Origin of the sequence: Streptomyces atratus (assembly GCF_900119365.1) — a bacterium.
Classification (GTDB): domain Bacteria; phylum Actinomycetota; class Actinomycetes; order Streptomycetales; family Streptomycetaceae; genus Streptomyces; species Streptomyces atratus_B.
The window spans coordinates 25,851-42,946 of record NZ_FPJO01000032.1; the positions used below are offsets into that span (position 1 = coordinate 25,851).

Here is a 17,096-nt window from a genome sequence, read left to right on the forward strand (position 1 = left end):
CCCGGAGTGTACGCAGCACCGGACCGCCGTGGGAAGGGCCGGACCCCGGGAGGCCCTGGTCAGCGGGCGGTCCGACGCATCAGCAGATCGCGCAGCGCCCGGGTGTGGCGGCGGCTCACCGCGAGCTCCGCGGTGCCGATGCGGACGCTCATGCTGCCCGCGTCGAGCCGGAGTTCGTCGATCCGTCCCAGGGCGACGAGGTGGCGGCGGTGGATGCGGACGAAGCCGCGGGTGCGCCAGCGCTCCTCCAGGGTGGTGAGCGGGACCCGGACGAGGTGACTGCCGCCGGCGGTGTGCAGCCGGGCGTAGTCGCCCTGGGCCTCGGCGTAGGCGATGTCGTCGACCGGAATGAACCGGATGACTCCGCCGAGCTCCACCGGGATCTGGTCGCCGGCGGTGTCGAGTACGGGCGCGGAGCGGTCCCCGACCTGTTCGGCGACCCGGCGCACCGCCTCGGCCAGCCGCTCGCGGCGTACGGGTTTGAGGACGTAGTCGACGGCCTTGAGGTCGAAGGCCTGGACGGCGAAGTCCTCGTGCGCGGTGACGAAGACGATGAGGGGAGGCGCGGCGAAGCCGGCCAGCAGCTGGGCCACGTCGAGGCCGGTGAGGCCCGCCATGTGGATGTCCAGGAACACCACGTCGATGGCGGCCGGGTCGTCCGGGCCCGCCTCGACGGCACCGCCGATGCGGCGCAGCGCCTCGGTGGCCCCGGTGGCCCCCTCGGCGCTGCGGATCCGGGGATCGGCGCGCAGGAGGTAGAGGAGTTCCTCCAGGGCGGGTTCTTCGTCGTCGACGGCGAGTACGCGCAGCATGGGCCGGAGTGTAGAGCGCGCACGGGGGTACGGGGCCGGGTGTTTCACCGCTTCTTCGCGTACCGGCCGGCCCGCGCACCCCGGCGGGTCATTTCAGCAGCCTGGAGAGGCGGCGGTCGGCGAGCGGTTTGCCGCCGGTCTGGCAGGTCGGGCAGTACTGGAGCGAGGAGTCGCTGAACGACACCTCGCGGATGGTGTCTCCGCAGACGGGGCAGGCCTCGCCGGTGCGTCCGTGGACCCGCATCCCGCTCTTCTTCTCGGCCTTGAGCTTTCCGGCCGCGCTTCGACTTCCGGCAGTTCTGGCATGGTTCCAGCCTGCCGGAAGCATCGGCCCGGTGCCTCTCAGAGGCCGTAGACCCGCTCGGCCGTGGTGGCGAGAACCCGGGCGCGTTCGTCTCCGCTGAGGGCGTCGGTCAGGGTGCGGGCCGTGTCGACGACCTCCTCGTACGTCGCCGCGAGCCGGCACACGGGCCAGTCCGAGCCGAACATCAGCCGGTCGGGGCCGAAGGCGTCGAGGACGGTGTCGGCGTACGGGCGCAGGTCGCGCACGGTCCAGGAGCGCGGGTCGGCCTCGGTGACCAGTCCGGAGAGTTTGCAGACGGTGTTGGGGCGGGCGGCCAGCGCCCTGACGTCGTCGGCCCAGGGGCGCAGTTCACCGGCGGCGACGGGTGGCTTGCCGGCGTGGTCGAGCACGAAGGTCAGCTCGGGCATCAGGGCCGCGGTCTGGACGGTGGCGGGCAGTTGGCGGGCCTGGACCACGAGGTCGTAGACGAGCCCGGCGTCGGCGACGGCGCGCAGTCCGCGCCGGACGTCGGGGCGCAGCAGCCAGGCGGGGTCGGGTTCGCCCTGGACCTGGTGGCGGATGCCGACGAGCCGGTCGCCGCCGGGGAGTTCGCGCAGCGCGGCCAGTGTGCCGGCGACATCGGGGGCCGTGAGGTCGCACCAGCCGACGACGCCCGCTACGAAGTCGCTGTCCTGGGCGAGGGCCAGGAACTCAGGGGTCTCCTCCGCGACGGTGACGGTCTGGACGAGGACAGTGGCGCGCACCCCGACGGCCCGCGCCTCGGGCTCCAGGTCGGCCAGGGTGAAGTCGCGCCGGAGCGGGGCGAGTTCGTCGCCGGTGATCCAGTTCTGGTCGCGCACCGACAGGTCCCACACATGGTGGTGGGCGTCGACGATCCGTTCCTGACCGGTCATGTCACAGCTCCCAGGCGACCGGGAGACCGGCTCCGGCGCCGTCGGCCGAGTAGTCGTGCGCCACGTCGAGCAGTTCGTCCATCCTGGCCTGCCAGGCGATGTTGACGGGGAGCTGCTCCAGCTCGGCGAGGAGTGCGGCGTAGTCCTCGCAGTCGATGACGTGGAAGAGGTCGGTGCCGCTGCGCCAGATCGTCCAGGAGGTGGCGCCCGCCGCGCGGATCGCGGCGGTGAGCTCTGCCGGGACCTCGCGGTGCGCGGCCTCGTACTCCTCGATGCGGTCGGCACGGACCTTGGTGTGCAGGGCGATTCTCATGTCAGTGTCCGTTCTCGGTCAGCAGGCCCTCGGCGCGCAGCTCCTCCCAGAGCTCGTCCGGGATCTCGCGGCGGAGCAGGGCGGCGGCGTCGCGCACCTCGTCCGGGGAGCGGGTGCCCACGAGCACTCCGGCGACGGCCGGGTGGGCGAGCGGGTAGTGGAGCGCGGCGGCCCGCAGCGGGACACCGTGTCCCTCCGTGACGGTCTTGATGCGCAGGGCCCGGTCCAGGAGGGAGAGGGGCGCGGCCGTGTAGTCGTACGTGGCGCCGGGGCGCGGGTCGGCGAGCAGCCCGGAGTTGAAGACCCCTCCGACGACCACGCTGCGGCCGCGGGCGGCCGCCTCGGGCAGCAGTTCGTCGAGTGCGGACTGGTCGAGGAGGGTGTAGCGCCCGGCGCAGAGCACCACGTCTGCATCGGTGTCGCGCAGGAACCGGGTCAGCATCCCGGTCTGGTTCATCCCGGCGCCGATGGCTCCCACGACGCCCTGGGCACGCAGCTTCTCCAGCGCCGGATAGGCCTCGCGGAACGCGGCCCGTGCGTGGTCGTCCGGGTCGTGCAGATAGGCGATGTCGATGCGGTCGAGGCCGAGCCGTTCCAGGCTGTCCTCGATGCTGCGGCGTACGCCGTCGGCGCTGAAGTCCCAGCGCCGGCGGTGGGTGGCGGGTACGGCGAAGCCCTCGGAGAGTCCGTCGGGGCCGTCCCCGGAGCCCGGGGGCAGCGGGTCGAGCACCCGTCCCACCTTGGTGGACAGCACGTACGAGTCGCGGGGCCGGGAGCGCAGGGCCTCGCCCAGCCGCCGTTCGGAGAGGCCGAGTCCGTAGTGCGGCGCGGTGTCGAAGTAGCGGACGCCCTCGTCCCAGGCGGCGTCGACGGCGGCGGCCGCCCGCACCGGTTCGACGGCGGTGAAGAGATTGCCGATGGCGGCCGCCCCGAAGGACAGCTCGGTCACCTCGACCGCGCTGCTTCCCAACCTGTTGCGCCGCATGCTTCCGCCGCCCTCCCCGATGATCGCTTCCTGCACACAGCGAATATTCATCGGATCACTTGGGTGCGTCAACACCTCGGGCGCCACCGACTGCGGCACTTTCCCGGAAATCTGTCCGATCTATGACCGATCGGGGTGTCGGCCGCTCAGTGGGTCGGCAGCAGTGCGAGCAGCTCCGCCACCTCTTCGTCGGCACAGCGCGCCAGCCGCTCCAGATCGGGCAGCGCCTTGCCGTCGGCCACCAGCCCGACCCGCACCCGGCCGCCGTACGTGGACAGCGCCACGGCGAGGGACTGGCCGCGGGCCAGCGGGGCCATCGGATAGACGGCCCGCAGCGGGCAGCCGCCGAGCGAGAGCGCCGAGCGCGGCAGGGGCACGCTGGTGACCAGGACGTCGAAGAGCATCCTGGCCGCGTTCCCGGCCAGCGGGGCCCCGAAGCGATGAGCCAGCGAGGGCAGTTGGTCGGCGAGCACCGCGACCGCACCGGCGCCGCGGAGAGGGCCCGCGGCCTTGTTGCGGTCCATGGCGGTGCGCACACGGCCGAGCCGCTTCCACGGATCGGGTTCGCCGACCGGGAGCCCGAGCAGATAGGCGGAGAGCCTGTTCCCGGTCGCCGCGCCCTGGCCCGGCCTGCGGCGGGAGACGGGGACCAGCGCGCGCGGATCCTCGTCGGGCAGCGCTTCGCCGCGCTCCCGCATCCAGCGGCGCAGCGCTCCGGCGACGATCGCGAGCAGCACGTCGTTGGTGGTGCCGCCCGCGGCGCGGCGGATCCGCTGGACGGCTTCGAGGTCCAGGTCCGCGGTGGCCAGCCGCCGGGTGCCGCTGGAGCTCGCGGTGAGCGCGGGCGCGCCGCGCGGGTCGAGGCGGCTGGCCCGCACCATGGAGGCACCGACGCCGAACGCCCGCCCGAGATCCTCGATCCGGCCGAGCGCGAGGCCGGCCACCTGGCGTGGGCCCGGCATCCACGAGCGGGGCGGAACGGTGCGCGCCCGGCGGGCGGGCGCCCCGCCACGGGCACGGCCGGCGGCAGCGATCTCGTCGAAGATCCCGGCGCCGATGGCGACGGCGCGCATTCCGTCGGCCAGCGCGTGGTGGAGTTTGACGAGCACCGCGAAGGGGCCACCGTCGGCGCCGCCGATCACGTACATCTGCCAGGGCGGCAGCCCCCGTTCGAGGGGCCGCTCCATCAGTTCACCGGCGAGCCGGGTGGCGCCCGCCATGAATCCGCCGCCCTCGTCCCACGACTCCGCGCCGGTCAGCCGCACCCGCCGGATGTGCCGGTGGACGTCGAAGTCCTTGTCCACGAACCAGGCCGCGCCACCGACGGGCAGCAGTACGTCCCTGACCTGCATCCGCAGCCGGGGAATGGCGGCGGCGCGGGTACCCAGCAGTTCGAGCACGGCCTCCGCACCGGCTCCGTGCGCCGGGCCGGGGGCCGGGGAGAAGACGGCGAGTGCGCCGAGATGCATCGGGTGGGCATCGGATTCGAGGTGCCAGAAGGCCAGATCGAGCGGTGCCAGCAGCTCAGTTCCCAACGGGTCCTCATGTCCTCGAAGACAAAAAATGACTGACGGAGTCGCAGTCAATCGCTCGCGATCGGTTACGGTCAAGTACAGACATGTTACGTTCTGTTACTATCGGGTAGGTAAGCGCGTATCTGTCACTCGTGTGCCGGGATGACGAATTCGCACCACACGCACTTTCCGCTGCCCCGGGATTCCACGCCCCACAGGTCCGCCAGCCGGTCCACCAGCATCAGCCCCCGCCCGGACACTCCGGCCTCGCCCGCGTCCCGGCGCCTGGGCAGCGCGCTGGAGCGGTCCTCGACGTCGACCCGCAGCCGCCGCTCGGGTCCGGTGAGCACCCGGATCGTGACGATGGCCCCGCCGTCGGTGTGCATGAGCGCGTTGGTGATCAGCTCGTCGGCGGCCAGCTCGACCTCGTCGGCCCGCGCCTTGGCGCCCCAGGCCCGTACCGCCGCCCGGATCATGTGGCGCGCGGAGCTCAGCGCCTCCGGGTCGCTCTGTGCGACGTGCTGCTGGAGCCGGCCGCCGGGCTGGGGGGCGTGGGCGGCCTTGCGGCGCAGCAGCAGGACCGCGACATCGTCCTCGCCACCGCGCTCGTCGACCTCCTCGCAGAGCCGGTCGGCCAGCCGCTGGAGGTCCTGCGGACCGTTGCGCACCATGGCCGTCAGCAGCTGCATGCCCTCATCGAGGTCGGCGCCCGGCACCTCCACGAGACCGTCGGTGAACAGCACCAGGGTCTGGCCGGGGTCCAGCTCCACCGTGCTGACCGGGTACTCGAGCCGCCCGAACTCGGCCGAGAGCCCCAGCGGCAGCCCGCCCTCCGCGGGCAGCCTGCGGCAGTTTCCGTCGCTCTCGCGCACCAGCGGATCGACATGGCCGGCCCGGACCAGCTGCACCACCCCGGTCGTCAGGTCGACCTCGGCGTAGGTGCAGGTCGCGAAGCGCTCCGTGTCCAGCTCGTGCAGGAAGACCGAGGCCCGCGCCATCACCGTGGCGGGGCTGTGCCCCTCGGCCGCGTAGGCCCGCAGCACGATGCGCAGCTGCCCCATGACGGCCGCGGCATGGGTGTCGTGGCCCTGCACGTCCCCGATGACGGCCCCGACCCGGCCGCCGGGCAGCGGGATGACGTCGTACCAGTCGCCCCCGATGTCCCGGCCCAGCCGTGCCGAGCGGTACCTCACGGCGATCTGCGCCCCCGGTACGTCCGGGATCCTGCGCGGCAGCATGGCCTGCTGGAGGCCCTCGGCGAGGTCGTGCTCCTGCTCGTACAGCATGGCCCGCTGCAGGCTCTGCGCGATGGAGCTGCCGAGCGCGACCAGGAGATTGCGTTCGTCGCCGGTGAAGCCGTCCTTGTCGCTGTAGAGCAGGCCGAGCGCGCCGATGGGCCGGGCCTGGGCGATCAGCGGCAGATAGGCGGCCGAGGTGATGCCGAGGTGGCTGATGTGGGGCCACAGGATCGGGTACGAGGTGGCGAAGTCCGTGGCGGACTCGATGAAGCGGGGTGAAAGTGTGCGTACGACCTCACTCATCGGGTACTGCTCGTCCGTCCGGGTGTACCGGGTGCCGGGCACGAACGAGTCCTCCGGGCCGTCGGCCACCAGATGGATGCGTCCGGCCTCTATCAGCCCCATCACCAGGCTGGTCGCCCCGAGGTGTGCCAGGCCCTGGGAGTTCTTCAGGACCTCGATGACGTCGCCGACGGTGCGGGCGTGGGCCAGCGCGGCCGTGGTGCCGTCGACCAGGCTGGTGCGGCGGCGCCGCTCCTGGTCCAGCTCGTGGCGGGCGGTGGAGTCGGCCAGCTCCTGCGTCGCGTCGCGGACGATGCCGATGATGCGGTGCGGGCGGCCGCTCCCGTCCCGCCGGATGAAGCCCTGGGTATGGGTCCAGCGCAGGCCGCCGTCTCGCCGTCTGATCCTGAAGTACGCCCCGTAATTGCTCTGCCCGCTCTTGAGCGCCTGCGCGACCATGGCGTCGAGGCGTACGCCCTCGTCCGCCGGCACCCGGCGCGCGAGCGACTCCGGCCGGTCGTCGTACTCGTCCGCCCGCAGGTCGAACACGTCGAGCGCGGGGCGGTCCATGTGCATGAGGCCGCTGTCGAGGTCCCAGTCGAAGCTGCCCATACGGTTCAGGGCGAGGCTGAGATCCGGGTGGGCGGGCCAGTCGTCCGGGAGTGACAGGGCACCCGCTACCCGATCATCCATGTGGGTCACTCTGCCATCATTTGTCCGATTCTTCGAGCGAACCCACGCGCTCGGGCGAATCACCCCTCGCGCCACCCGGGTGGCGCCCCGGCCGGTCCGAGGACCGGACGACGGGACCGGATGTCTCGCAGGGCGAACCGCCCCGAGGCCTCGGGCGGGCAACGGATAACGTGTCCCGGGGAGCACGGTAAGCCCAGCCTTACCTTTACCCTGAGCTGCACTGCCCGCATCAGCCGTTCTAAGGACCAGCACCTGATGACCCGCCCCGTCCGTGTCGCCATAGTCGGAGCCGGCCCCGCCGGCATCTACGCGGCGGACGCGCTGCTGAAATCCGAGGCCGCCCAGGACCCGGGGGTTTCGATCGACCTGTTCGAACGGATGCCCGCCCCCTTCGGTCTGATCCGTTACGGAGTGGCTCCGGACCACCCGCGGATCAAGGGCATCGTCCAGGCACTCCACCAGGTTCTCGACAAGCCCCAGCTGCGGCTGTTCGGCAACGTCGACTACCCCAACGACATCGGCCTGGACGATCTGCGGTCCTTCTACGACGCCGTGATCTTCTCCACCGGCGCCGACGCGGACCGCGCGCTCGACATCCCGGGCAGCGACCTGGACGGCTCCCACGGCGCCGCGGAGTTCGTCTCCTGGTACGACGGCCACCCCGATGTGGCACGTACCTGGCCGCTGGAGGCGGAGAAGGTCGCCGTGCTCGGCGTGGGCAATGTGGCCCTGGACGTGGCGCGCATCCTCGCCAAGACCGCGGACGAGCTGCTGCCGACCGAGATTCCCGCCAACGTCCACGAGGGCCTCAAGGCCAACAAGGCGCTTGAGGTGCATGTCTTCGGGCGTCGCGGTCCCGCGCAGGCCAAGTTCAGCCCGATGGAGCTGCGCGAGCTGGACCACTCGCCGAACATCGAGGTCATCGTCAACCCCGAGGACATCGAGTACGACGCGGGTTCGATCGAGACCCGGCGCGGCAACAAGCAGGCCAACATGGTCGCCTCCACGTTGGAGAACTGGGCCATCCGCGATGCCGGCGACCGGCCGCACAAGCTGTTCCTGCACTTCTTCGAGTCCCCGGCGGAGATCCTGGGCGAGGACGGCCGGGTCGTCGGCCTGCGCACCGAGCGGACCGAGCTGGACGGCACCGGCAACGTCAAGGGCACCGGGAACTTCACCGACTGGGACGTGCAGAGCGTCTACCGCGCGGTCGGCTACTACTCGCAGGAGCTCCCCAAGCTCCCGTTCGACGTGGTCTCCGGCACGGTTCCGCACGCGGCGGGACGGGTCGTCGACGGCGGGGAGCACATGCCCTCGGTGTACGTCACGGGCTGGATCAAGCGCGGTCCGATCGGCCTGATCGGCCACACCAAGGGCGACGCCAACGAGACCGTGGCCTGCCTGCTGGAGGACCGCGCCGAGGGCCGGCTGCCCGCCCCGGTCCGGCCCGAGCCGGAGGCCGTCACCGCCTTCCTGGAGCAGCGCGGCGTCCGTTACACCACCCGCGAGGGCTGGTACCGCCTGGACGCGCACGAGAAGGCCCTGGGCGCGGAGCAGGGGCGCGAGCGGATCAAGGTCGTGGAGCGCGACGCCATGCTGGACGCCTCCGAGCCCCGTTCCTGACCGTACGGCGCACCTTGCGCCCGGCCGTCGTCACGGCCGGGCGCAAGGGCCGGAGGGCGGCTCCGTCCACCTCGGCAGGGCCGCCCGGTCCGCGGTGCCCCGGCGCCTCAGCGGCCCTGGAGCGCCTTGGCGTTGTCCCCGAAGGTCCATCCCTTCGAGCCGTCCCAGTTGAGCGACCAGGTCATCAGGCCCTTGAGCGCGCCGCCGTAGTGGTTCCAGGCCTGCGACACCTGGCCCGGCGACATGTGGCCGCCACCCGCGCCCGGCTGGGCGGGCAGTCCCGGGACCTGCTTGCCGTACGGGACCTTGATCGTGGTGCCCTGGACGACGAGCCCCTTGTCGAGACAGTCCGTCTGGGCGGTGAACCCCTCGACCGTGCCCGCGGAGTACGAGTCGCCGGCGCACCCGTACATGCTGCCGTTGTAGTACTGCATGTTCAGCCACCACAGGCGGCCGTTGTCCGCGTACTTCTTCACGATGGGCAGGTACGCGCCCCAGATCGAGCCGTAGGTGATGCTCCCGCCGGTGACATAGGCGGTCTCCGGAGCCATCGTCAGCCCGAAGTTCGAGGGCATCCGGGCGAGTACGCCGTCGATGATGCGGATGAGGTTGGACTGGGAGGCCGACAGCTGGTTGATGTTGCCACTGCCGGTCAGGCCGGTCTCGATGTCGATGTCGATGCCGTCGAAGTTGTACTTCTTGAGGATCGGTACCACGGTCTCGACGAACCGGTCGGCGACCGCGCTGGAGCTCAGGTCGATACCTGCGGCCGCACCCCCGATGGACATCAGGGTGGTGAGTCCGGACTCCTTCGCCCGGCACATCTCGGCCGGGGTCGGGACCTTCACGGTGGAGTCCATCCCGTCCTCCCACAGGACGGTGCCGTCCGAGAGGATGACGGGGAAGGCCGCATTGATCACGTTGTAGCCGTGCTGGGCGATGCGGCTGTCGGTGACCGGGATCCAGCCGAGCGGCGGGTGCACACCGTTCGACGCGCCGTCCCAGTTCTCCCAGTACCCCTGGAGCACCTTCCCGGCGGGCTTCGACTTGACCGCGCAGGTCTCGTCCTGGGCGGCGCTCGGCGTTGCGCCGACCAGCATCTGTACGGCACATGCCGCCGCGAGGCCGGCCCCCAGCAGACGCGATGTCCGACCGAACATGCTCATTTCCCTTCCTGTCACGGCCGGGTGCCGGGGCGGTACGGATGCCCGAGGCGGCCCGGCACAGGGCGAGTTGGCACGTGAATGGCATGCCCCTGACAACCCCAGGCGGAATGCGGTCTCGCATTTCACGGCTCGCCACACGCTAGGGAGGTCCGGACCTTCCGTCAATAGGTCTGGACCAAAGAAGCCACCCGAACACACCGGCCGGCACCGGCGCGACGCGGGGGCTGGACACGCTTACCGGGGGCCGGTTGTCGCCACATAAAGGCTTAGCTTAGGCTTGCCTAACTCCTTGCGATCTGCATCGGGGGCCGCCTGTCGTATCCGTACGGCCATTCCTTCGGCGTGCCCTCACGCAGTCGCGGGGTCATGCCGCTCCATCCGTCAAACATGAGGAACATCCATGTCCCGGTTCACCCGCGCGCGTCGCCGGACGCTCGCCGCAACTGCCGCCGCCGCAGCCCTCGTTCTCGCCCTCGGCGGCTGCTCGTCGAGCGACGACGGCAAGGAGACCTCCGGCGCCTCCGGGAAGAACAGCGGGGCGTTCCCCGTCTCCATCGAGAGCGCGCTCGGCACCGCGGAGATCAAGGAGCAGCCCGAACGGGTCGTCACCCTCGGCCAGGGCTCGGCCGAGACCGCCATCGCGCTCGGCCACACCCCGGTGGGCATCGAGAAGTACGAGTGGGGCAGCGACAAGACGGGCTATCTGCCCTGGATCCACGACGCGGTGAAGAAGTCCGGCGACAAGCTGCCGACCCAGTTCACGGGCGGTGAGGACATCGACTTCGAGGCCATCACCGAGCTGGAGCCGGACGTCATCCTCGCTCCGTGGTCCGGGATCACGCAGAAGGACTACGACATCCTCAAGGACATCGCCCCCACCGTCGCCTATCCCGACCTGCCGTGGAGCACCGACTGGGACCAGCAGATCGAGATCATCGCCAAGGCGCTGGGACAGCCGGACCAGGCGAAGACCCTCACCTCGAAGATCGAGAAGCAGCTGGCCGACGCCGCGGCGACCCGCCCGGAGTACAAGAAGCACACGTTCTCGTACATCTACAACACCGGCCCCGGCACCCTCGGCGTGTTCAAGCCCGATGAGCAGCGCGTCAAGATGGTCTCCTCGCTGGGCCTCAAGGTCGACCCGGTGGTGAACACCTTCAAGGAGACCAAGGGCACCGACTCGGCGCTCATCGGCCTGGAGAACGCCGAGAAGCTGAAGAACAGCGACCTGGTCTTCACCTTCTACATGGACGACAAGACCCGCAAGGAGATCGAGGCGCAGCCGCTGTACGCGGCGATCCCCGCGGTCAAGAGCGGGGCCGTGGTCGCCGGCAAGGACAACTCCTTCGTCACCGCCTCCTCCATCATCAACCCGCTCACCGTGCCGTGGGTGATCGACCGTTACCTGCCGCTGATCGACAAGGCCGTCAAGGCCGCCGACAACGGCTGAGTCCGGCCACCACCACACACATGGCCACCACACACGCACCGCCGAGCAGTGCCGGTACCTCACGGGCCGGCACCGCTCGGCGGGTGTATTCCCTCGTCATCGCGGTCGCCGTCCTCGTGCTCGCCGTGTTCGCGAGCGTCATGTTCGGCAGCCGGACCACCTCGTTCGGCGATGTGCTGGACGTGCTGTCCAAGGCCGCCGACCCGAATGTCACCACCATCGTCGAGAGCCGTTACCCGCGGACCGCGCTCGGTCTGCTCGCCGGTCTCTGCCTGGCCGTCGCGGGCACGCTCATGCAGGGCGTGACCCGCAATCCGCTGGCCGATCCGGGCCTCCTCGGGATCAACGCGGGCGCCTCCGCGAGCATCGTCGCCGCGACGGCGTTCCTCGGGGCGACGGGCAGCACGGAGACCATGTGGTGGGCGCTGCCCGGTGCCCTGATCGCCGGTCTGCTCGTCCATGCGATCGGATCGGCGGGGTCGGGCAGCGGGCTGGTGCGGCTGGTGCTCGCCGGTGCGGTGCTCTCCGCCGTGCTGATGGCGTTCATCCAGGCGGTGACCCTGAGCCGGCCGAAGGTGTTCGACAGCTACCGGTACTGGGTCGTCGGGTCACTCGGCGGACGTGACTTCGACGTCTTCTGGTCGGTCCTGCCGTTCGCCGTGGCCGGTCTGGTGCTGGCCGCGGTGCTCGGCCCCGGCCTCAACGCGCTCGCCCTCGGGGACTCGACGGCGGCGTCCCTGGGGGCCCGTCCGGCGCTGGTACGGGCGGGCGGGCTGCTCTCGGCCACGCTGTTGAGCGCGGCGGCCACGGCGGCGGTCGGCCCGATCGCCTTCGTCGGACTGGCCGTTCCGCACGTGGTGCGGGCGCTGGTCGGGGTCGACTTCCGGATGCAGATCCTCTTCTCGGCGCTGACCGGTCCGGCGCTGCTGCTCCTGGCGGATGTCGTGGGGCGGGTGGTGATGCGCCCGCAGGAACTGATGGTCGGTGTCGTGACCGCGTTCATCGGGGCGCCCGCACTGCTCATCGCCGTACGCAGGATGAGGGGCAACTCATGACGTCGCATCAGCCCGCGATCCGTACCGCCTCGCCGCGGAAGGTCCTGACGGCCGGCGGGAGGGTGGCCCTGCCCGTCCGGCGGGTGTCCGTGCTGACGGCGCTCGTGCTGTTCGTACTGCTGGTGGCGGGTGCCGTAGCCACGTTGTCGCTCGGGCGGCTCGGCATCCCGCTCGCCGACCTGGCCGGGGCGGTGACCGGCGGAGCCGGGGGCAAGGACGCGTTCGTGCTGGAACGGCTGCGCGGCCCCCGGCTGACGGTCGCCGTGGGCACCGGTGCGGCGCTCGGGCTCTCCGGGGCACTGTTCCAGTCCGTCACCCGCAATCCGCTCGGCAGCCCCGATGTGATCGGGCTGGCGTCCGGCGCCGGAGCGGGCGCCGCGATCGCCGCGCTGCTGTTCCCGGACACCGTGCCGGTGGCGCTCGGCGCGCTGCTCGGCGCCGTGCTCGCCATGGTGCTGGTCCATGTGTCGACCGGGACCGGATTCCGCAACCCGGCCCGGCTGGTCGTCGCGGGCATCGGGGTCGCCGCGATCGGCACCGCGATCACCCAGTACGTCGTCTACGCCATGGAGCGGGACCGGGCCGCCGTCCTCACCGCCTATGTCAACGGCAGCCTGTCGGCGCGGTCATGGGAGGACGCGACCACGATCTGGCTGGTGCTGCTGGTGACGGCCCCGCTCACCGCGCTGGTCTCTCGGCGGCTGGACATCGGGGAGATGGGCGACGACATCGCGGGCGCGCTCGGCTCCGAGCCCCGCCGCACGAAGACGGCCGCCGTGGTGCTGGCGATCGTGCTCTCGGCGGGGGCGGTCAGTGTCGCCGGCCCCATCGCGTTCATCTCGCTCACGGCCCCACAGGTCGCCAAGCGGATCACCCGGGTCTCCGGCCCGCACCTGACGCTGTCGGCGCTGACCGGCGCGCTGCTGCTGGTGCTCGCGGATCTCTGCGCCCAGCAGCTGCCGCTCTTCGACAACCTGCCCGTCGGCATCTACACGATGGCCATCGGCGGCACGTACCTCGGCTGTCTGCTGGTACGGGAGTGGCGCCGGGGAGCCCTGTGAGGTCCGGCGCCGTACGCTACTCGTCGCCGAAGTAACCGTACGGCGCCACGGACACGCCTTCGACGACACACCTCGGGTCGTCCTCCTCGGCCGTCCGGTCCACCTCGCGCGCCTCCAGCACGCGCATGGACCAGACGGAGAACCCTGCGTGGAAGTCGTAGCCGATGTCGAACGGCTTGCTGGTGTACCCCTTGGCGTGCAGTTCGGCGACGACGTCGTCGATCAGCCGGTGGGTCAGCTGGATCCCGTCGTAGCTCGCCTCGGCCTCGCCGCCCTGCCCGCTGTAGCCGATCTCGACGAGTTCCACGGTGTCGTCGGGTGCGTAGGTGATCACGAGCGTCGGTGTGGTGGCGTACACGGCGGGGCGGTCGGCGGCGGGGCCGAGGCTCGGCGGACCGACGCGCTCCTCGACCCCGGTCCGGTGGTCGCCGATCATGACGAGTTCGACGCCTCGTCCGGGGATGATCTCCATGCCGGGCATCCTGCCACGGGGCCGTTCTCCCTCTCCCGCCTCCTCCTCGCAGGCCTTCTTGAACACGTTCAAGAAAACTCGTAGAGTCGGCGCCGAACAGAGTTGAACGCGTTCAAGTCGGGGGATGGTCATGTCGGTGCTGGTCGGTCTGATCGTGATGCTGGGCATGCTGGTGGTGGTCCCGGTGGGGCTGCGGCTGACCGGTGCCCCCGAGTTGGACCGGATACGGCGCCTGTGGCCGCTCTTCGCCGTGCCCGGCGCCGTCGCTCTCTGGCTGCCGCGCGGCGGCCCGGCCACCGCCCTGGCTGCCTGCTACGCGCTCGGGGCCGTACTCCTCGCCCTGCACGCACCGCCCCGGCTGCTGCGCAATCCCTCGAAGTCCAGAGCACCCGCCGAGATCGCACTGCTCACCGCCCTGGTCACGCCGTCGATCGCCGCCACGGCCCTGGTCGCCGAACGCTCGGGGCACCCCCTGTTCGGCTTCGGGCTGGGCATCCTCGCGCTGACCGTGCCGCACTTCCACTTCGCCGGATTCGCCGCCGCGCTGGTCTCGGGGCTCGTCTGCCGGACCGCCGACAGCCGTGCGGGAAGGTTCGCCGCGCTGAGCGTGCCGCTGGGCACCCTGCTCGTCCTGATCGGCTACTTCATCGGGGACCGGGCCGAGCTGGCCGGCGCGGTCGTGCTGACCGCCGGGATGTGGACCGTCGCCCTCCTCACCTGGCGGTCGATCCGCGACCGGAACCGGGACCGGATCACCCGGGTGCTGCTCGCCGTCTCGTCCGCCGTGCTCGCCGTCACCATGGTGCTCGCGCTGAGCTGGGCGCTCGGCGAGGCCACCGGACTCCCCCACCCGACACTGACCTGGATGGCCGCCACTCACGGCGTCGGGAACGCGCTGGGCTTCGCGCTCTGCTCGCTGCTCGCCTGGCGAAGGCTCCAGAACCGCACCGACCACGAAGGCAGGACCGCATGAACGCATTCACCTACCCCGAGGTCGGAGCCACCCGCCTCGGCCCGCTCCCCGACGGATACCACCACCTCCACCACCGGACCCGGGTCGGCCGCGGCCGGGCCGACTTCGAGGCCGCCGGGGCCGCCGTCACCGGCTGGCGCATGCACCGCACCTCCGGGGCCGGGGTCCGGGCGTCGGCGGACCGTGCGGAGGCCGGGGTCTTTGTCCGGGTGTCGCTCGGCGCCGGACCGTTCCGGTTCACCGCACCCTGCCGCGTCGTCTGGGCGGCGTACGAGAAGGACCTCGTCGGATTCGCCTACGGGACGCTCGACAGGCACCCCGAGTGCGGCGAGGAGTCCTTCGTGGTGGAGTCGGCGGACGACGGGACGGTGTGGTTCACCGTCACGGCGTTCAGCCGTCCGGTCGCCTGGTACACCCGCCTCGCGGGCCCGCTCGTGCCGATGACCCAGCGGTGGTACGCCCGCCGGCTCGGAGCCGCACTGCGCCGGATCGTCGCCGAGGCCGCGCGGGGCTGAAGGGCTGAGCGGAGCCGGCGGGCCGATACTGGAAGCGATGGAGTGGTTCACCGCAGACGGGTACTGGCTCAGCCGGCTGGTCTTCCAGCGGGCTCTCGCCGCTGTGTATCTGGTCGCCTTTCTCGCCGCCGCGCTCCAGTTCCGGGCGCTGATCGGCGAGCGCGGCATGCTGCCCGTACCCGACTTCCTGCGGCGTACGGACTGGCGCAGCGCACCCGGACTCTTCCGGCTCCACTACAGCGACCGCTTCTTCGCCCTCGTCTCCTGGGCCGGCTGCGCGATCGCCGTCGCCCTGCTCGCGGGCGCGGACTCATACCTTCCGCTCTGGGCGGCAATGGTGCTCTGGGCGCTGCCCTGGGCGCTGTATCTGTCGATCGTGCAGGTCGGTCAGACCTGGTACGGCTTCGGCTGGGAATCGCTGCTGCTGGAGACCGGATTCCTCGCCGTCTTTCTCGGCAACGCGCACACGGCTCCGCCGGTCCTGGTGCTGTGGCTGCTGCGCTGGGTGCTCTTCCGGGTCGAGTTCGGTGCCGGGCTGATCAAGATCCGCGGCGACGAGTGCTGGCGCAGGCTGACGTGTCTGTACTTCCACCACGAGACGCAGCCGATGCCGGGGCCGCTCAGCTGGTTCTTCCACCGGCTGCCGAAGCCCGTCCACCGTGCCGAGGTGGCGGCCAACCATGTCACCCAACTCCTGGTGCCGGTGCTCCTGTTCACTCCGCAGCCGGTGGCGAGCGCGGCCGCGGGGCTGATGATCGTCACCCAGCTCTGGCTGATCTTCTCGGGGAACTTCGCCTGGCTGAACTGGCTGACGATCACCCTGGCCCTGTCCGCCGTCGACTGGTCGCTGTTCACCGCGCCGCCCGCCCAGTCCGCGCCACCGCTCTGGTACGAGATCGTCGTCCTGGCGGTGACCGCGCTGGTCGCGTTCCTCAGCTACCGCCCGGCGCGCAATCTGGTCTCCCGCCGCCAGGTGATGAACCGCTCGTTCGACCCGCTGCATCTGGTCAACACCTACGGCGCGTTCGGCAGCATCAGCCGGGTCCGGCTGGAGGTGGTGGTCGAGGGCACGGACGAGGAGGTGCTCCACGACGGCACCGTCTGGCGGGAGTACGGCTTCCGCGGCAAACCGGGCGATCCGCGCCGGATGCCCCGCCAGTTCGCCCCGTACCATCTGCGGCTGGACTGGCTGATGTGGTTCGCGGCACTGTCCCCCGCGTACGCCCGCCCCTGGTTCGGCCCGTTCGTGGAGCGGCTGCTGGAGAACGACCGGGACACCCTGCGGCTGCTGCGTCACAACCCGTTCTCCGACGCCCCGCCCGCGCACGTCCGCGCCGGGGTGTACCGCTACCGGTACACGTCCTGGCGCGAACTGCGGGCCACCGGGCGCTGGTGGCACCGCACCTATGTGCGGGACTTCATGCGCCCCGTCTCGCTCGGCCCCGCCTGGATCAGCCCGACCAGGCGATCCTGAACACCCAGGCGTGCCGCCCGGTGCTGCGGGCCGCCACCGGCACGTCGATCACCAGCGAGCTGCCCCGGACCCGCCAGTTGAGCGGCCGGTCGTGACCGAGCAGGGTGATCCGGTCGCCGCCGCGGACCGGCACCGGCGCCTCGACGGTGAGGGTCGCGCCCGGCCTGGTGCTCACCGTCGGTGCGGGCGTCGGGCTGTCGTTCGCCGGGGCGGCCGTGGCGCGGGCGGCCCTGTGAACGGCGGACGCCCCGACCGGCCGAGCTCCGGACCGCG

16 protein-coding genes and 1 pseudogene are annotated in these 17,096 nt (G+C 71.3%); 7 read left to right on the forward strand and 10 right to left on the reverse strand.

The features are described 5' to 3' along the window. Window positions 1-59 precede the first annotated feature (59 nt). From BT364_RS33345 to BT364_RS33375, 7 genes and pseudogenes are all read right to left on the reverse strand, one after another. Complete coding sequence (locus BT364_RS33345) at window positions 60-812, reverse strand: LytR/AlgR family response regulator transcription factor (RefSeq protein WP_072488952.1); 753 nt, start codon at window positions 810-812, stop codon at window positions 60-62. An 88-nt stretch (window positions 813-900) separates the two neighbouring features. Next, window positions 901-1,092, reverse strand: a pseudogene (locus BT364_RS33350) (zinc finger domain-containing protein); the annotation flags it as partial. A gap of 62 nt (window positions 1,093-1,154) precedes the next feature. Further along, window positions 1,155-2,009: an amidohydrolase family protein gene (locus BT364_RS33355; protein ID WP_072488953.1), complete on the reverse strand. Its 855-nt coding sequence runs from the start codon at window positions 2,007-2,009 to the stop codon at window positions 1,155-1,157. A gap of 1 nt (window position 2,010) precedes the next feature. Further along, window positions 2,011-2,322 carry an L-rhamnose mutarotase gene (locus BT364_RS33360; RefSeq protein ID WP_072488954.1) on the reverse strand — a complete coding sequence of 104 codons (312 nt, stop codon included), beginning with the start codon at window positions 2,320-2,322 and terminating at the stop codon, window positions 2,011-2,013. Between the two features lies 1 nt (window position 2,323). After that, window positions 2,324-3,307 (reverse strand): aldo/keto reductase, encoded by a 984-nt coding sequence (locus BT364_RS33365; RefSeq protein ID WP_072488996.1) that lies wholly within the window; start codon window positions 3,305-3,307, stop codon window positions 2,324-2,326. Between the two features lie 146 nt (window positions 3,308-3,453). Then, a complete protein-coding gene (locus tag BT364_RS33370) occupies window positions 3,454-4,842 on the reverse strand; it encodes a wax ester/triacylglycerol synthase family O-acyltransferase (RefSeq protein WP_072488955.1) in 1,389 nt (462 codons plus the stop codon). A 125-nt stretch (window positions 4,843-4,967) separates the two neighbouring features. After that, on the reverse strand, window positions 4,968-7,034 hold the full coding sequence (locus BT364_RS33375; protein ID WP_072488997.1) for a SpoIIE family protein phosphatase: 2,067 nt from the start codon (window positions 7,032-7,034) through the stop codon (window positions 4,968-4,970). A 255-nt stretch (window positions 7,035-7,289) separates the two neighbouring features. Between BT364_RS33375 and BT364_RS33380 the strand changes: the two genes are divergently transcribed. Further along, window positions 7,290-8,657 (forward strand): FAD-dependent oxidoreductase, encoded by a 1,368-nt coding sequence (locus tag BT364_RS33380; RefSeq protein WP_072488956.1) that lies wholly within the window; start codon window positions 7,290-7,292, stop codon window positions 8,655-8,657. 107 nt (window positions 8,658-8,764) lie between these two features. Here BT364_RS33380 and BT364_RS33385 read toward each other — a convergent pair whose 3' ends face one another. Beyond that, the gene (locus tag BT364_RS33385) at window positions 8,765-9,817 is read right to left on the reverse strand and encodes a chitinase (protein ID WP_072488998.1); all 1,053 of its coding nucleotides are present in this window, start codon (window positions 9,815-9,817) and stop codon (window positions 8,765-8,767) included. Between the two features lie 406 nt (window positions 9,818-10,223). On the opposite strand from BT364_RS33385, the gene BT364_RS33390 reads away from it, so the two are divergent. From BT364_RS33390 to BT364_RS33400, 3 genes are read left to right on the forward strand one after another with little or no spacing between them, the layout of a single operon-like run. Then, the gene (locus BT364_RS33390; protein WP_072488957.1) at window positions 10,224-11,273 is read left to right on the forward strand and encodes an iron-siderophore ABC transporter substrate-binding protein; all 1,050 of its coding nucleotides are present in this window, start codon (window positions 10,224-10,226) and stop codon (window positions 11,271-11,273) included. Window positions 11,274-11,293: 20 nt separating this feature from the next. After that, window positions 11,294-12,328, forward strand: coding sequence for a FecCD family ABC transporter permease (locus BT364_RS33395; protein ID WP_072488958.1), 1,035 nt, complete (start codon window positions 11,294-11,296; stop codon window positions 12,326-12,328). Further along, window positions 12,325-13,389, forward strand: a complete 1,065-nt coding sequence (locus tag BT364_RS33400; protein ID WP_072488959.1) for a FecCD family ABC transporter permease — start codon at window positions 12,325-12,327, stop codon at window positions 13,387-13,389. Before BT364_RS33395 ends, BT364_RS33400 begins: the two co-directional genes overlap by 4 nt. A 16-nt stretch (window positions 13,390-13,405) precedes the next feature. Here BT364_RS33400 and BT364_RS33405 read toward each other — a convergent pair whose 3' ends face one another. Beyond that, window positions 13,406-13,861 (reverse strand): hypothetical protein, encoded by a 456-nt coding sequence (locus BT364_RS33405; RefSeq protein WP_072488999.1) that lies wholly within the window; start codon window positions 13,859-13,861, stop codon window positions 13,406-13,408. Window positions 13,862-13,991: 130 nt separating this feature from the next. Here BT364_RS33405 and BT364_RS33410 point away from each other — a divergent pair, with 130 nt between their 5' ends. The 3 genes from BT364_RS33410 to BT364_RS33420 are packed head-to-tail and all read left to right on the forward strand — an operon-like array spanning window position 13,992 to window position 16,823. Continuing rightward, window positions 13,992-14,834: a YndJ family protein gene (locus BT364_RS33410; protein WP_072489000.1), complete on the forward strand. Its 843-nt coding sequence runs from the start codon at window positions 13,992-13,994 to the stop codon at window positions 14,832-14,834. Further along, window positions 14,831-15,349 (forward strand): DUF1990 family protein, encoded by a 519-nt coding sequence (locus BT364_RS33415; protein WP_072488960.1) that lies wholly within the window; start codon window positions 14,831-14,833, stop codon window positions 15,347-15,349. The genes BT364_RS33410 and BT364_RS33415 overlap by 4 nt, the downstream gene beginning before the upstream one ends. A gap of 37 nt (window positions 15,350-15,386) precedes the next feature. Continuing rightward, entirely contained in the window at window positions 15,387-16,823 is a 1,437-nt protein-coding gene (locus BT364_RS33420; RefSeq protein ID WP_072488961.1) for a lipase maturation factor family protein, read from the forward strand. Here the strand turns inward: BT364_RS33420 and BT364_RS41985 are convergent. Then, window positions 16,801-16,998 carry an alpha-L-fucosidase C-terminal domain-containing protein gene (locus BT364_RS41985; protein ID WP_072488962.1) on the reverse strand — a complete coding sequence of 66 codons (198 nt, stop codon included), beginning with the start codon at window positions 16,996-16,998 and terminating at the stop codon, window positions 16,801-16,803. The genes BT364_RS33420 and BT364_RS41985 overlap by 23 nt on opposite strands. Between the last annotated feature and the right edge of the window lie 98 nt (window positions 16,999-17,096).

Coding starts and splice junctions, on each gene's coding strand:
- BT364_RS33380 (WP_072488956.1), top strand. CDS start 7,290: ATGACCCGCCCCGTCCGTGTCGCCATAGTCGGAGCCGGCCCCGCCGGC.
- BT364_RS33405 (WP_072488999.1), bottom strand. CDS start 13,861: ATGGAGATCATCCCCGGACGAGGCGTCGAACTCGTCATGATCGGCGAC.
- BT364_RS33390 (WP_072488957.1), top strand. CDS start 10,224: ATGTCCCGGTTCACCCGCGCGCGTCGCCGGACGCTCGCCGCAACTGCC.
- BT364_RS33410 (WP_072489000.1), top strand. CDS start 13,992: ATGTCGGTGCTGGTCGGTCTGATCGTGATGCTGGGCATGCTGGTGGTG.
- BT364_RS33415 (WP_072488960.1), top strand. CDS start 14,831: ATGAACGCATTCACCTACCCCGAGGTCGGAGCCACCCGCCTCGGCCCG.
- BT364_RS33420 (WP_072488961.1), top strand. CDS start 15,387: ATGGAGTGGTTCACCGCAGACGGGTACTGGCTCAGCCGGCTGGTCTTC.
- BT364_RS33360 (WP_072488954.1), bottom strand. CDS start 2,322: ATGAGAATCGCCCTGCACACCAAGGTCCGTGCCGACCGCATCGAGGAG.
- BT364_RS33400 (WP_072488959.1), top strand. CDS start 12,325: ATGACGTCGCATCAGCCCGCGATCCGTACCGCCTCGCCGCGGAAGGTC.
- BT364_RS33345 (WP_072488952.1), bottom strand. CDS start 812: ATGCTGCGCGTACTCGCCGTCGACGACGAAGAACCCGCCCTGGAGGAA.
- BT364_RS33395 (WP_072488958.1), top strand. CDS start 11,294: ATGGCCACCACACACGCACCGCCGAGCAGTGCCGGTACCTCACGGGCC.
- BT364_RS33365 (WP_072488996.1), bottom strand. CDS start 3,307: ATGCGGCGCAACAGGTTGGGAAGCAGCGCGGTCGAGGTGACCGAGCTG.
- BT364_RS33355 (WP_072488953.1), bottom strand. CDS start 2,009: ATGACCGGTCAGGAACGGATCGTCGACGCCCACCACCATGTGTGGGAC.
- BT364_RS33385 (WP_072488998.1), bottom strand. CDS start 9,817: ATGTTCGGTCGGACATCGCGTCTGCTGGGGGCCGGCCTCGCGGCGGCA.
- BT364_RS33375 (WP_072488997.1), bottom strand. CDS start 7,034: ATGGATGATCGGGTAGCGGGTGCCCTGTCACTCCCGGACGACTGGCCC.